General features: G+C 32.4%; 14 protein-coding genes. 2 read left to right on the top strand and 12 right to left on the bottom strand.

What is annotated here, in order from left to right; genetic code table 11:
- Positions 1-26: 26 nt before the first annotated feature.
- From ACUN3A_RS03220 to ACUN3A_RS03210, 3 genes are all read right to left on the bottom strand, one after another.
- The gene (locus ACUN3A_RS03220) at positions 27-1,019 is read right to left on the bottom strand and encodes an SPFH domain-containing protein (RefSeq protein WP_445549915.1); all 993 of its coding nucleotides are present in this window, start codon (positions 1,017-1,019) and stop codon (positions 27-29) included.
- A 415-nt stretch (positions 1,020-1,434) separates the two neighbouring features.
- Entirely contained in the window at positions 1,435-2,661 is a 1,227-nt protein-coding gene (locus tag ACUN3A_RS03215; protein WP_445549914.1) for an ATP-binding cassette domain-containing protein, read from the bottom strand.
- A 135-nt stretch (positions 2,662-2,796) separates the two neighbouring features.
- On the bottom strand, positions 2,797-4,215 hold the full coding sequence (locus tag ACUN3A_RS03210; protein ID WP_445549913.1) for an adenosine deaminase: 1,419 nt from the start codon (positions 4,213-4,215) through the stop codon (positions 2,797-2,799).
- Between the two features lie 183 nt (positions 4,216-4,398).
- Here ACUN3A_RS03210 and yaaA point away from each other — a divergent pair, with 183 nt between their 5' ends.
- On the top strand, positions 4,399-5,157 hold the full coding sequence (gene yaaA / locus ACUN3A_RS03205) for a peroxide stress protein YaaA (protein ID WP_445549912.1): 759 nt from the start codon (positions 4,399-4,401) through the stop codon (positions 5,155-5,157).
- 77 nt (positions 5,158-5,234) lie between these two features.
- Here the strand turns inward: yaaA and ACUN3A_RS03200 are convergent, their stop codons facing one another.
- The 9 genes from ACUN3A_RS03200 to ACUN3A_RS03160 all read right to left on the bottom strand — a co-directional run bounded on the left by ACUN3A_RS03200 (position 5,235) and on the right by ACUN3A_RS03160 (position 13,400).
- Entirely contained in the window at positions 5,235-5,588 is a 354-nt protein-coding gene (locus ACUN3A_RS03200; protein ID WP_445549911.1) for a nuclear transport factor 2 family protein, read from the bottom strand.
- A 7-nt stretch (positions 5,589-5,595) separates the two neighbouring features.
- Positions 5,596-5,940, bottom strand: a complete 345-nt coding sequence (locus tag ACUN3A_RS03195; RefSeq protein WP_445549910.1) for a hypothetical protein — start codon at positions 5,938-5,940, stop codon at positions 5,596-5,598.
- Positions 5,941-6,112: 172 nt separating this feature from the next.
- Positions 6,113-6,745 (bottom strand): tetratricopeptide repeat protein, encoded by a 633-nt coding sequence (locus ACUN3A_RS03190; RefSeq protein WP_445549909.1) that lies wholly within the window; start codon positions 6,743-6,745, stop codon positions 6,113-6,115.
- Positions 6,746-6,961: 216 nt separating this feature from the next.
- Positions 6,962-7,528: a hypothetical protein gene (locus ACUN3A_RS03185; protein ID WP_445549908.1), complete on the bottom strand. Its 567-nt coding sequence runs from the start codon at positions 7,526-7,528 to the stop codon at positions 6,962-6,964.
- Between the two features lie 165 nt (positions 7,529-7,693).
- Complete coding sequence (locus ACUN3A_RS03180; protein ID WP_445549907.1) at positions 7,694-8,170, bottom strand: hypothetical protein; 477 nt, start codon at positions 8,168-8,170, stop codon at positions 7,694-7,696.
- 485 nt (positions 8,171-8,655) lie between these two features.
- A complete protein-coding gene (locus tag ACUN3A_RS03175) occupies positions 8,656-10,248 on the bottom strand; it encodes an MDR family MFS transporter (RefSeq protein ID WP_445549906.1) in 1,593 nt (530 codons plus the stop codon).
- A 128-nt stretch (positions 10,249-10,376) separates the two neighbouring features.
- Complete coding sequence (locus tag ACUN3A_RS03170) at positions 10,377-11,456, bottom strand: HlyD family secretion protein (RefSeq protein WP_445549905.1); 1,080 nt, start codon at positions 11,454-11,456, stop codon at positions 10,377-10,379.
- 8 nt (positions 11,457-11,464) lie between these two features.
- Positions 11,465-12,784 (bottom strand): TolC family protein, encoded by a 1,320-nt coding sequence (locus ACUN3A_RS03165; protein ID WP_445549904.1) that lies wholly within the window; start codon positions 12,782-12,784, stop codon positions 11,465-11,467.
- Entirely contained in the window at positions 12,774-13,400 is a 627-nt protein-coding gene (locus tag ACUN3A_RS03160; RefSeq protein WP_445549903.1) for a TetR/AcrR family transcriptional regulator, read from the bottom strand. The genes ACUN3A_RS03165 and ACUN3A_RS03160 overlap by 11 nt, the downstream gene beginning before the upstream one ends.
- 258 nt (positions 13,401-13,658) lie before the next feature.
- Here ACUN3A_RS03160 and ACUN3A_RS03155 point away from each other — a divergent pair, with 258 nt between their 5' ends.
- Complete coding sequence (locus ACUN3A_RS03155) at positions 13,659-14,225, top strand: DUF4494 domain-containing protein (RefSeq protein ID WP_445549902.1); 567 nt, start codon at positions 13,659-13,661, stop codon at positions 14,223-14,225.
- The last annotated feature ends 68 nt before the right edge of the window (positions 14,226-14,293 follow it).

Here is a 14,293-nt window from a genome sequence, read left to right as displayed (position 1 = left end):
GTTCTTTGCAGTTAAAATTGCATAAATTATTCAGTTTCAGTTTCAGTAGTTGGATTTGAAGTATCCGACGGATTATAATCTATAGATGTGTGATCAGTTTTTTTAACACGTGGTTTTTGTTTTTTCATTTGCTCTCCAATGATGTTTGAAGCGGAAAAACTAGTTACCATATTATTTAACATATCACTTGCTGCTTGTGGAGAATTTGGCAGCAAAATTAAATTCGAATTTGTATCGGCACCAATAGCTTGCAAAGTATCATAATGCTGTGTAATTACAATAAGGGCAGATGCTTCTTGCGAATTAATCCCTACTTCGTTCAAAACTGCAACACTTTCTACTAACCCGCGTGCAATTTCTCTACGTTGGTCTGCAATACCCTGACCTTGCAGTTTTTTACTTTCGGCTTCCGCTTTTGCTTTTGCAACAATTCTAATTCTTTGTGCTTCAGATTCGAACATTGCTGCTGTTTTTTCTCTTTCGGCAGCATTAATTCGGTTCATTGCATTTTTTACCTGAATATCCGGGTCAATATCAGTAACCAAAGTATTGATGATATCATAACCATACGCCATCATTGCCTCGTTTAATTCTCTTTTTACGGCAATAGCGACATCATCTTTTCTTGCGAAAACATCATCCAAAATAAGTTTAGGAACTTCTGCACGCACTACGTCAAAAACGTAAGCCGTGATTTGGTCATGCGGATATTCTAATTTATAAAATGCTTCGTAGGCATGTTCAGGAATAACTTTAAACTGCACCGAAATTTTCATTTTCACAAACACATTATCTTTGGTTTGTGTTTCAATAATTACATCCAATTGTTGAATTCTAAAATTTACACGACCAGCAATTCTGTCAATAATTGGAACTTTGAGTTGTAAACCAGAGTTTCGAATACTTAAAAACTTACCAAAACGTTCTACAACAACCGCAGTTTGTTGTTTTACAGTAAAAAATGAAGAAAAAAGAATAATCAGTCCGAAGACTATAATAAAAATCATAAATGGTGCCATGAGTTTTTTTTGGTTTTAAAGTTAAAGTTATTATACGTGGTGTTAGAATAAAAGTTACAAACTTTATAAAATCATTCTTACCTCATAAAGTAGTATTTTTCTATTTTACGATTGTTCAAAAAATATTTAGGAGCAGAAAGATGGGGTATTTTTGGATAGATGGTTCCTGCTCTCCACTATATTCCCGATTAACAAAAACTACGGCAAAAATGCCTTGTTTTTCTAAATCGGGAGATGCCGTTTCGATCAGGGCTAAAGGCAGAGATAAGGTTTCTTTGTTATTATTTTTTTCGCTTCGAATATCTTTGTGAGGAACGAAGCAATCACATTTGCTGGAGTTGTATTTCTTAGTGTGTTTGCTTCGTTCCTCGCAATGACGTTGATTGCGGAATTGTTTATGGGGAATTCTAATTTACTAAACATAAGGCCTTATAACACCCTTAGATCCCGTTGGACTTGTTTCTAATTCTAAGACCGAATTAGGAGCAAGATTCGGTTCCATTCTGTGTGAAACAAATAGAATGGTAATATTGGTTTCTCTTTTAATTGTATTTATAAGTTGAATTACCAATGCCACATTATGATCATCCAATCCTTCAATTGGTTCATCCAAAATTAATAATGGCGGATGTTTGAGAACCGCACGGGTAATGAGTGCGACTCTTTGCTGACCAATAGAAAGACGATTGAAGATTTTATTTTTCAAAGGAGTCATTTCAATTAAATCTAGCCATTGAGAGACGATTTTTCTTTGTAGGGTTGTTGGCTGCCTGTATAAACCAATAGAATCAAAGAAGCCTGAGAGAATCATTTCTTCCAAAGTTGTATTTCTGTTGAATAAATCGGTCATAGAGGTTGAGAAAGACCCGATTTTCTTCTTGATTTCCCAAATGCTTTCACCACTGCCTTTTTTTCTTCCAAAAAGTTCAATATCCTGACCATAACCTTTGGTGTTATCGCCCGTAATTAATGATAAAAGAGTGCTTTTTCCAGAGCCATTCGGACCAATAAGTTGCCAAAATTCACCCTGTTTTATTGTCCATGAAAGTGAATCAATTATAGGTCTTTCGTCATAAGAAACGGATATTTTATTCATTTTTATAAGAACACCATCTTTAAAAACCTCTTTGTGAATAGGTATTTTATATTCATTATCTTCAATCGAATGATCTTCCGTTGTTTTTATATCATTCAATTCAAATGAATTATTCTCTATTTGTGCTTTATTTGAAATAAATGGAAGCAAATCGGCCGTTCGATTTACCAATTGAATAATACAAACCGAATTTGAGATTGTTGCAATCTCAGTTGTTAATTCTAATCTTGATTTTTGGTCCAGATGATCCATAGGATTATCCAGAATAATATAATCGGGTTTTTGTCTGAGGCAATATTTTAAAAATTCCTTTTTTCGCTCTCCCGATGAAAAAGTGCGCAGGTTTCGATGAAAGTCAGGGGTTGCTTCAATAGAGTCGTGTATGTATTCTTCTTCTATTAATTTTTGAATGGATATGTCAGAAAATAAAATTCCTTTTTGGTTATTGAAATCGGATAATTTTCCTTGAATTTTTCCTGATAATAAAGTTTCTATGAAGTTTTTTTTATCAACTTGATTGGATAAAAGTATGTCCCAATGTTTCATTTTGTGCGTATTGAAAGTAGAATATCTAATTTGGTGAAATTAGCCATAATAATGCAAATCTGAAAGAGGATTTATGCAATAAAAAAAGCCTCAAAAAATGAGGCTTGTAATTGTTTTGTATCGAGTTGAAATAATTTATTTCATTGAAAAATTAGCTTCAAAAGTTTTGAAACGGACATCTAAATCTTTGATTAATTGCTTTTTTACCGTTGCATCTTGTATAAAACTGAAGTTGATGCTGTTGTAAACAAATTGTTTGATATCAGTATAGGAAATGTTTGGATATCTTTTGGCCAATAAAACATATTGCTCGGTCATATTGGTTCGCAATATTCCGGCATCATCTGTACTTATGATTATGGGAACGTTAAATTCTTTGTACAAGAGAATAGGGTGGCGGTTTTCTTTTACTTTTAAAATAAATTCATTGCTAACCAAATTGATTTCGACAGGAATATTATTTTTTGCCATATAACGCATTAGATCATAGCTTTTTTCTTCGTAAGGGATATCAACCCCATGCCCAATTCTGTTGGCTCCAGCGGTATAAACAGCTGCATTGATATGCCATGATAATTCTTCTGGGCGCACTAATCCTAAGGTAAGTTCTCCAGCATGCAACGTATATTTTACTTTTGGAAAACGACTGTGACAATACTTGAACATTAGCATGTGCAATTCATAATCTTTCATAGATGTTTCGCCATCTTCGGGAGAAACGATATTGACACCCGCCATCAATGGACTACTATCTGCCGAGATAAAAGCCACGACTAGATTTTTGAATAAATCTACAGGTTCCATAAATCGCAAAACAAAATTTTGATAGCGCATTGTAAATTGGCTATCATCGATTTTAAGCTCTTTGTGCATCTTGCCAACAAAATTGCTGTTAAAATCGGAAGCGTATTTTTTGGCGTCTTTTTGGTTGAAAATTGCATACAAAGAATCCAAAGATTGCATAATGGCTTTTTCGTTTTTATTAGCAACCATTTTTCGCAATTGCGAATTGTATTTGGCTAAATCATCAGTTTTTATAGCACAAGGAATAGTCGATAATTGTGTTTCGATATAGCTTACATTTTCTTTGATAGCTCTGTTTTTTAGTTCCAATAAACCGGCTCCAAAATTACCAATGGTTGCAGGCTCAAATTTCATAAAAGAGTCAAAAAACTGTTTGTCCGAAGGGTAATCGACATTGTTATAATCCTTAATCGACCACGTGTGCATTATTTTTTGTTTGTAAGCTTCTAATTCTCCATTTTTTTGTAAAGTAGAGAATAATACCCAATCAGTTCCAGTTTGTTTTTCCTGGCTGACAGTCATGGTTTGAGTGTTCAGATACAAATCATGGGCGATGGCGTGGGCCAATAAAGGTTCTGCATAAATAGAACCAGAATAGTGATGGTGTAAATCACCACCTTTTGGCATTTGAGAAAAAAAAGCAGTTAAAGCGGCTTCGTTATTTCTAATTTTTTCGAAATACTGATCTGCCGATTGCGCAAATCCCAGTTGAAATAGGATACAAAAAAGGAATGTATAAAATAATTTCATGTTCTAAATTTCGCTCAAATATAACAAATATCGATGAATTTGTTCAGCTTTGTATTAAATTGCATGCTAAAAAGAGGTTTCGACTCTCTATCTGAATTTTCTATGATAGTATTAAACAATTCAATTCATTGTTTCTTGATTCTAGATTTCAATTTGTATTTTTGAAGTAATAAATAGCCCTATATGAAAATTGTATTATCGCCAGCCAAATCACTGAATTTCGAACAAGAATTACCCACTTCTCAATATACTTCCTCTTCTTTTTTAAAAGAATCCAGACAAGTTCATAAAGTTTTGAAACAACAATCACCAAAAACCTTGTCGGAATTAATGTCCATTTCAGATAAATTATCCGATTTGAATTGGAAACGAAACCAAGATTGGAAAACACCTTTCACACCCGAAAATGCTAGACCTGCGGTTTATGCTTTTGACGGAGATGTGTATACAGGATTGGATGCTTACTCGATTCCGATGGAGAAACTAGAACAGCTTCAAGATACTTTAAGAATTTTATCGGGTTTGTACGGTTATTTGAAACCGTTGGATTTAATTCAGCCTTACCGTCTTGAAATGGGAACGAAATTACCTATTGGCGAAAGCAAAAACTTATATGAGTTTTGGAAAAAGAACCTCACAGCTTCGTTGAACAAAGAACTTAAAAAAGGGGAGTTGTTTATTAATTTGGCAAGCAACGAATATTTTTCGGCGGTGGATGTGAAGGCTTTGAAAGTTCCAGTTATTACTCCCGAATTTAAAGATTACAAAGACGGAAACTTGAAGATTATCAGTTTTTTTGCCAAGAAGGCTAGGGGATTGATGGTGCGCTATATTTTGGATACCAATGCTCAAACGCTTGATGATTTAAAAGGCTTTAATTATGAAAGCTATCAGTTTGATGCTAATTTGTCTAAAGGAAATAATTTGGTTTTTACGAGGTAGTTTTTAGGTGACAGAGGGCAGATTTCAGAAGGCTTTATTTGAACAAAGAAGAGAGTTAGTTGACGGAGTAAATCTGTTTAATCTAATTCAATATCCATTCTTCGTAGCAAGTTGTCTTGTAAAGTGTAAATGTGCTTTACAGTTCCATCAAAGAGCGAATTGCCCTGTAAGTCTTTTACTTTTTGATGAACTTCGACTTCTAAATTCCCGTTCGGTCTTTCGTTAATTTCGATTGGTTCTACATTTGGGTTAATCTCAGTCCATTGTCTTGTCCAATATTCTCTAATTTCGTTGTGTCCGCTTACATATCCGCCTTCAAATGCTTTTGGCCATTGAATGTCAGGATGCATTGTTGAAAGCGCCTTATCAATATCTCTTTCGTTGAAAGCTGTATATGCTGTTTTGATTAAATTTTTTAATTCTGTTGTCATATTTGTTTTATTCAATTTCTATGTATTCAGATTTTCCTTTGTCGTTTCCGTTTGTTAGCCATTCCCAATCTAAAGACAATTTAATTTTGCCGTTCTCTGTCAGTGTAATTTGTGCTAATGCTTTACCAGCTTTCAGTTGATTATCTGTTGTTAAGCATTGATAGAGCATATTTAATTCGTCACCTTTTAATTCAGCAATAATTTTTCCATATTTTATTGTTCCTCCAAAATAGTCGGCAGTCACAAGATTGTCATCTTGCTTATAATTAAAAATGGTTTCTGTATTCACCTGCCCATTATCAGAATTTTGAATAAGCGCAAATCTTTTATTATTAAAGTTAAATTTAGTCATTTTGTTTGTTAGTTTTTGTTGACGTTGTTTTTCACTCCTTTGTAAAGATTGTAAATAGGTTATCCGGTTTACTACACAAGCGATAGCGAATAAGCGAAGCAAATAATACTAAATACAAAACTATTTTCACAGTAAGGCAATTGCACAAATTTGTTGTAGTTGTTATGCGTAGTTATTTAATGTTTTGTAATTCTTTAGTTATGTGCTTTTGCATTTCTTGCGCGTCACTGGCGTTTGGGCTTAATTCCAAAACTTTTTTAATATTCTTATCTGCATTTTTAAAATCCTTAATACTTGCATAAGCAGCCGCTAAATTAAAATAGCCATTTTCAAAATTTTTATCTCTTGAAACTGATTGTTCATAATAAGAAATTGCAGATTTAAAATTTCCATTAGATTCTTCCACAACTCCTATACTGTATGGAGGAAGTGGATTTGATGGTTCAATTTTGTCAGCCATTTTATAGTATTCATTTGCTTTTGCAAAATCATTTTTTAAAGCATACCCATTTCCAAGATTTATATATGCCATACAATATTTTGGATTAATTTGAATTGCTTTTTTTGCCCAAGATATTTCATTTTCTGAATTCCCAAGTTGACCATATAATCCTGCAATAGAATTTGCAGATTGAAAACTTTTTGTATTTATTTTTAGTATTTTTTCGTGTGTAGTTATTGCATTTTGTATATCTCCATTTTGTTCATACACCAAAGCTTGTTTGATTAATTCTTTAGTTTCTGGAGTATATTGACTATATGTAAATTGATAGATTAAAAAAAGAAAGTAAAATGTTTTTTTCATAATTATAATGTTTATTACAAGTTTATTTGATTAATTTTTTAGTTTATATTGTTGTTTTTTAATTAGTTATGTGCAATTACGTCTGGTGTTCTGGTACTAAAACAGATTTAGGATTAATTTAAGCCCATTCTTCGGATTTGCCAAATCATCCCAAATACAAAAACAACTTGCTGTTAAGGCTATTGCCTAAATCCTTTATAGTAGGTAGTAGTTTTTTTAATCTTCTATAGGTAAAAAATCTAATTCTTTTTTCTTTTGAGTTTCACAATTATTTTTGATAATCCTGAAACTTTTAAAGTTTTCTTTTGGCGTCATTAACCATTTATTACCGTTAAATTCCCATAAAACGATTCCGTTTTTATAATCTATAATTCTTGCTTTTATTTCGAATCCTATTTTATTTTCAACATCGTATGCGTCAGCTCTGAATGCATCATTTTCAGTTAGTCTTGTGAATTTTTCAAGTTCAAATTTCTGTGAATTTTCTATTCTCCAATTTATTGTTAGGATTGCACCTTCAAGTTTGACTGTTTCTGTTATTCCATCACAAGGTTGGTATATTAAATAACCATTTTTATCCTTATCAACTTTAATCCAATCTTTTTGAATTGTATTAAGACTTTTCCAAGTTTTTGGAATTTTACGAAGATTTATTTTTGGATAAGTTATAGTTAGATCTAATTCAGCATTATGCTTTTCGTTGGTTTTTTTATCTTCAGTTTTAGATTGTCCATGACAAGACAATATGACAAATGAAACAAAAATGTAGATTAGATTTTTCATATTTTTTATTTTTAGTCAAATTACTGCCAACATTCTAGTACTACAGCGGGTTTGGGACTAAATTAAGCCCTATTTTCGGATTTGCCTAATCATTCCAAATACAAAAACAACTTCCCATTAAGCCAATCGCCTAAATCCGTTGTAGCATCTATATAAGCGGTATTTTTATACAACTTTCATTATCAAGTAAATTAAACAACATATTGAAAGAAAAAGAGCTAATAATGATAATAGGGTTTGATTATTGATTTTCTTACCGTAATTATCTCTTTCCGAATCATTCCAATCTTGTTCTCCAGTTGCATATCTATGAATTTCTATTTGTCGAATGTCAATATAGATTATAAATACCATATTTAATATTGGAAATATAATTGTCCAAAGTTTAACTTGAGGCGCATTACTTGGAAATGTTCCTAAAACTAGAAACGCACCAATTAAAATGTTATTGAAGTTGAAAATTTTATCGTGAATTCTGTCGAATGTACTTTGAATTTGTTGACTTGAATATTCTACACGTTTGTCAGATCTGTCCAATATTTTATTAACATCTTCCATTTCTTCGGCAGTCTTCTGACGAATATTTACTTCAGCAAGAGATTTATTGATTTGTTCAAGTAATTTAATTACGTCTTTGTCCATTTTGGGTTTCTGAATATTGCTCACAACTTGTATATACTAGAAACAAACCTTCGCCAATCCATCCAATAAATAGACATAGACACAAGAAGCTTGTTTGTTATTTTTTCAAATATAGAAAATAATAGTTGTTAACCTACAAAGTGTGAATTTGTTTGCTGTAGTTGTTTTAATTAAAATAGAACTTCTGAAATACATAACGAATTACTGATTTTCGATGATTTTTTACGGAATAGTTTTAATTATAATCAAAACTTGATTGTAATTGAGGTTAATAAGAAAAATGCCAAGTATTTGTCTTTAGCCCCGATCGAAGTGATATCCTTTTTGTTTTTTCTTTAAAAACAAAAAGATAAAACGTAGAGCGGGAACCCATATTTTCTGAAATGCCCTTTGTTTCTGCTCCTAAAAAAAACTAATATTTATAAAAAAAATCCGAATTCATAATGAATTCGGATTTTCGGTATTATATAATGAGAACACTTCTTTTAGTGCATAGCATCGGCAGGGTTGATTTTGTTTTTTCCTTTTTTGACCAAAAGGATAATAGGAATACAAAACAAAAACATGATTCCTAAATAAATAAAAATATCCATGTAGGCTAAAACAGTACTTTGTTTCATTACAGAATAATCCAATACTTGATAGGCTTTGTCTAAGGCTTCGTTGCTGGTAAAACCTTTCGACATAAAACCTCTTTGCAGTCCAAGGATACGCTGTTGTACCTGATAGTTGCTTGGATCTAAATGAGAAACTAAATTCACTCTGTGTTCCTGACTCCAACGGGTGATAAATGTGGTAATGATTGCAATACCAAATGAACCACCCAATTGACGCATCATTCCTGTAAAAGCAGCTCCTTCGCCAATGTGTTTCCCTTTTAAGGTTGACAACGACAGCGTGGTAATGGGTACAAATAATAATCCCAATCCAATTCCTCTTAAAATTAATGGCCAGTATAAATGTTCTACTCCAGTATCGGGAGTCATATTGCTGTACATCATAAAACAAAAGAAGAAGAAGATTAAAAATCCAACTGCTACCATATAGGTTTGCGGCACTCCTTTTTGAATTAAATTACCAATAATTGGCATCATAAAAGCTGTAGTTATCGAACCTGGAATTAGTAATAATCCCGCATCAGTTGCTGTCCAACCTAAGATAGATTGCGTGTAAATTGGTATAATTAATGTCGATCCATACAATCCGAAACCAAGAATAAAACACATAACAGTTCCTATTCTAAGATTTCCGTCTTTTAAAACACTTAAATTTACAATAGGGAATTTATAGGTGAGCTCTCTCCAAATAAAAAGAATCAAACCTGCGATAGTTACTACACTTAAACCAGTAATTAGCGGGTCATTAAACCAATCGTCCTGTTGTCCGTGTTCTAAAACAAATTGCAAAGATCCAATGAATGAAGCTAATAATACAATTCCCCACCAATCGACCTGATTTGCTTTTAATTTTTCTCCATATTTTGGACTTCTTACGAAAGAAATTGCCAAAATGGTTGCAATAATTCCCAACGGAATATTGATGTAAAAGATGTAAGGCCAAGAATAATGATCGACCAAATAACCTCCCAATGGCGGACCAAGTGTTGGTCCAACAATTACACCCATTCCGTAAATTGCCTGCGCCATTCCACGTTTTGCAATAGGGTAACTTTCGGTAATAATTGTTTGTGCGGTTACTAATAAGGCTCCACCTCCCATACCTTGTACGAATCGAAAGGCTACTAATTCCCAAATGTTTGTTGCATTTCCGCAGAGGAACGAACACACTGTAAAAAGTATAATCGAGGCTACAAAGTAATTACGTCTTCCAAATTGTTGCGATAACCAACTCGTCATTGGAATTACAATAACATTTGCAATAGCATAAGCGGTAATTACCCAAGCTACATCGGTTAAGGTCGCTCCAAGGCTTCCTCGCATGTCGGTAAGCGCTACGTTTACGATGGTTGTATCAACGATTTCCAGTAAGGCACAAAGTACCGCTGTAATCGTAATAAGAATACGCCTGTAACCGTATTCGACTAAATCGTCGTCTGGTGCTTGTACTGTTTTTGTCATTTTATTTTTATCAATTATAAAGTGTATTTTCTAATAAAGAAATGATGTTAAAAAGGGTATTATCCTTAAAATCTAAAATCTTTTATTAGTATCACTAATCTGAAATCTAAAATTTGAAATCTGCAATCTTACTTCAAGTGTACGTCAACATCAGCATTCATTCCAGGACGTAATAATTTTACTTTTTCAGGATCATTTGTTGCATCTAAACTGATTTTTACTGGTAATCTTTGTATTGTTTTTACGAAGTTTCCTGTAGCATTATCAGGAGGCAATAAAGAGAAACGAGAACCTGTAGCTGGTGAAAATGAAGTTAAAGTAGCTTGAAAATCATAGTCAGGATAAGCATCAACTTTTATCGTTACTTTTTGACCGATAACCATTTTGTTTAGTTGCGTTTCTTTGAAATTAGCAACAACCCAAGCTTCATTATTATTGATGATATAAAATAAAGATTGTCCTGCTTGCACTAATTGTCCAGGTTGAATATCAATTTTAGAAACTTGACCATCAATAGCGGCAGTTACAACAGTGTAAGTTAAATTTAATTGAGCAACTTCCAATAAAGCTTTTGCTTTTTTAATATTTGCGGCAGCTACTAGTGTTTGTTTATCAGAAACTCTTGATTTTGCTTCAATAGCAGATTTTTGATAAGAACTTGCTTTTTGTTGTTGCTCCAAAATACGTACTTGACTTTCAGCTTCTTGTTTAGTAGCCAAAGCTTGTTCGTATTGTTGTTTAGTGATTGAGTGCGTTTTGTATAAATTTTCATAACGAGCATAATCACTGTTTGCTCTTCCCAATCTAATTTTTGCAGTTTCAATATTTCCTCCTGCAGATTGAATATTGGCATTCGAAACAGCGACATTAGCCATTGCGCTTCCAATTTCTTCTTTGGCAGATTCAAAACTACTTTCAGCACCTACAAAAGCTGCATTGGCTTCTTCTATTTTCAATTGATAATCTCTTTTGTCAATTGTAAATAAAGTATCTCCTTTTTTTACAAAGTCGTTATCTTTAACATAAACCTTACTAACATATCCCGAAACTCTTGGGATTATAGGGTTCATGTTTTTCTCTATTTGAGCATCATCTGTTTCTTCGTGTTTTTGAGAATGTAGGTATTTTGTAACTCCATATGTTCCACCTACAAGGATTAAAACCGTTAGGATTATAATGAATTTGGTGTTTGTTTTTTTCTTTTCCATGGTGATGGTTATATTTTAGAAAGGTTGAAGGTTTGTGATAGTTGGCCAGTTGTTGATAGTAATTCGTAATATTTTTGAATAACATCTACTTTAGAAATAGTTTCGCTAATTTTTGATCTAAGTTGTTCTACATCGGCATCTAACAAATCATTGGTATCAGCAAGTCCATTTTCGTTTTTGTCTTTTACAATGCGATAATTTTCTACAGATTGTTCTACAGCTTGGGTCAAAACAGTATTTTGTTTTATAGCCAAATCGTAATTAGTAATGGCTTGTTGAACTTGAACTCGGATATTATCTTTCAACAATTCTTCTGTGTCTTTTACTTCAAGTGCTTTGCTTTTTGCAACTTTTACCTCAGTTCCATTTTTTAGAATACCGCTAAGATCGTAGGATACACCTACACCTATAAACATTGCATTTTGTAATGTCATGACGTTGTTTAAATTCAAAGCTGCATATCCTCCTGTCAAAGCAATACTTGGATAATAGTTTGATTTAGCTATCTCAACATTGTTTTGAGATGCTTTTTCCTGATACTGAATTGCTTCTAAATCTTTACGATTTTGCAATGCTGGTTGTTCATCCGTAGGAATACTGTTTTTAGGAAAATTAATCAAATCACTTTCATTCACCACTAATTTTGTTCCTGATGGTAATTTCAACAGAGTAACAAGATAGTAATTGATTATTGTTTCATTATTAAGAGCCTCATCAAGTGATAATTGAAGTTTAGAAACCTGAAGTTGTGCTTTTAATAAATCATTTCGTGGGATGATTCCATTTTTTTCCAAAGCAATATAATCAGTTACACGCTGTTCTGCGCTTTTTTGATTTTCTTTTATTAATTCAACGGTTCTTTGTGATTTGTACAAATTGGCATAATAGTTTATAACTCTCATTGCCACATCTTCTTTTGTTTTAGACGCCATTGCATTTTCTGCCTGGAACAAATTATCCTGAAGTTTGATACCATTTTGAATTTTCAATCCAGAATATATAGGAACTTTCAAGCTGGCCTGACCAATAAGCATTTGATCGGGAACTGGAAAAGATCCTGAACCTGCATCAAAATCTAGGTGTAATGTCGGTTCAGTTAAATGAATATATTGTCCAGTAAGTTTTAAATCTGGATACTGATTGTTTTTAACCGATTGTAATTCGTGTTTTTTAGTGTCGACTTTGGTGTTCGCCAATGAAACTTCATTACTTTTTGTCCAAGCCAATTGTATAGCCTCTTCGAGCTTTAAATTGGTTTTCTCTTGGGCAGTTATTGATGAAATTCCAACGAAGAAACCTCCAAAAAGTATTAAATAACTAACTTTCATATGTTAAGAGGGCTTTAATGGTTTGTTGAATGTGCATTGTTAAAGTTGTTTTTATATATGTATTGTATTCTTCTTCTGTATTTAGATTTAAAATTTCTTCAAAAAAAGGTTTGTTCATATAAAAATGAAAATATGTACCTAGAATTGTGGGAGTTAAGAGTTCAATGGTGATGTCTTTTCTAAAAACTCCTTTGTCTTGACCTTCTCGAATTATAATTTCCAATGACTTTAGGTTTGCCTTTTTTATTTCTGAAAAAGATTCTAGTTCTAAAACTCTTTTTTTAGACGCTAATTCAAAATGTAAAATGCGATAAATTCCTTTGTTGCAATTAAGTCGATTGACATAAAGGTCAATTAGCTTGAATATTTTTGCAACGGGCTCTAGTTCCTCGTCAATCAAATCGCTTAAAAGCTCTTTAAGTCCAGAAGTTTTATATAAGACCAAAGATTCCAGTAACTTTTCTTTACTACCAAAATAATAAGAAATCATGGCCACGTTAATCTTCGCTTCTTTCGAAATGTCCCGAATCGAAGTGCCATCAAATCCCTTTTCGGCAAATAGCGTTTCGGCTACTTGTAAAATTTGAATTTGTTTTTCGTTTAAATCGTTTTCCACAGCTTTTTTATTTTAACGGTACAAAATTAAACACTTGTTTAAATTAAACACTTGTTTAATTTTATTTTAACTTTATTTTAACGTATTTAAATTGAAGCTTTAATTGTATTTAAAATTACATAAATTAACTTTAAATCGTATTAATTGATGTGTAATTTTCTGATTTTCAAAGATTAAGTAAATTGTGAATATCTATTTTGAGAATTAGATTTTATTTTTTCTTTAAAATCTATCTTTGGCATCCTTAAAAATAAATATATGAGCACAATTTGGTACGAATGCAAAATTAAGTACAGAAAAACTGATGAAGCAACAGGAACACAAAAGGTTACAACAGAGCCTTATTTAGTAGATGCTTTATCTTATACAGAAGCTGAGAGTAGAATTACCGAAGAGATGTCTGCTTATATTAGTGAAGAATTTAAAATCACAAATATAAAAATGGCGAATTATGCTGAAATTCACCCTTTTGAAAATACAGATCGTTGGTTCAAAACAAGAGTTTCTTTAATGGCTTATGATGAAGAAAGTGGTAAAGAAAGAAAATCGAATATGTACTTATTGATTCAAGCCAATGATGTAAAAGAAGCTTTTGATAATACGGTTCATGTTATGAAATCAACGATGGGCGAATATTCGATTCCGGCTATTTCAGAATCTCCTATTATGGATGTTTTCCCTTATTTTTCGGGTGAAGATGGAGAATTAGAGGAATTAGAAAAATTTAATGCCCGCAAAGCTTCAAAACCTGTAATTATAAAAGATGCTGATTTTGAAGATCCAATGGAGTTTGAACCTGCTTTGGAAGAAGAGCAAGATGCTTAAAATAAAGTGTTTAACAGGGGTTGTAGTCTTTTTTAGAAGATAATCCCTGTTATTTTTTTCTTTTAGCA

The sequence above is a fragment of the Flavobacterium sp. WC2509 genome (genome assembly GCF_052683105.1).
This window is presented reverse-complemented; position numbering and strand designations above follow the sequence as displayed.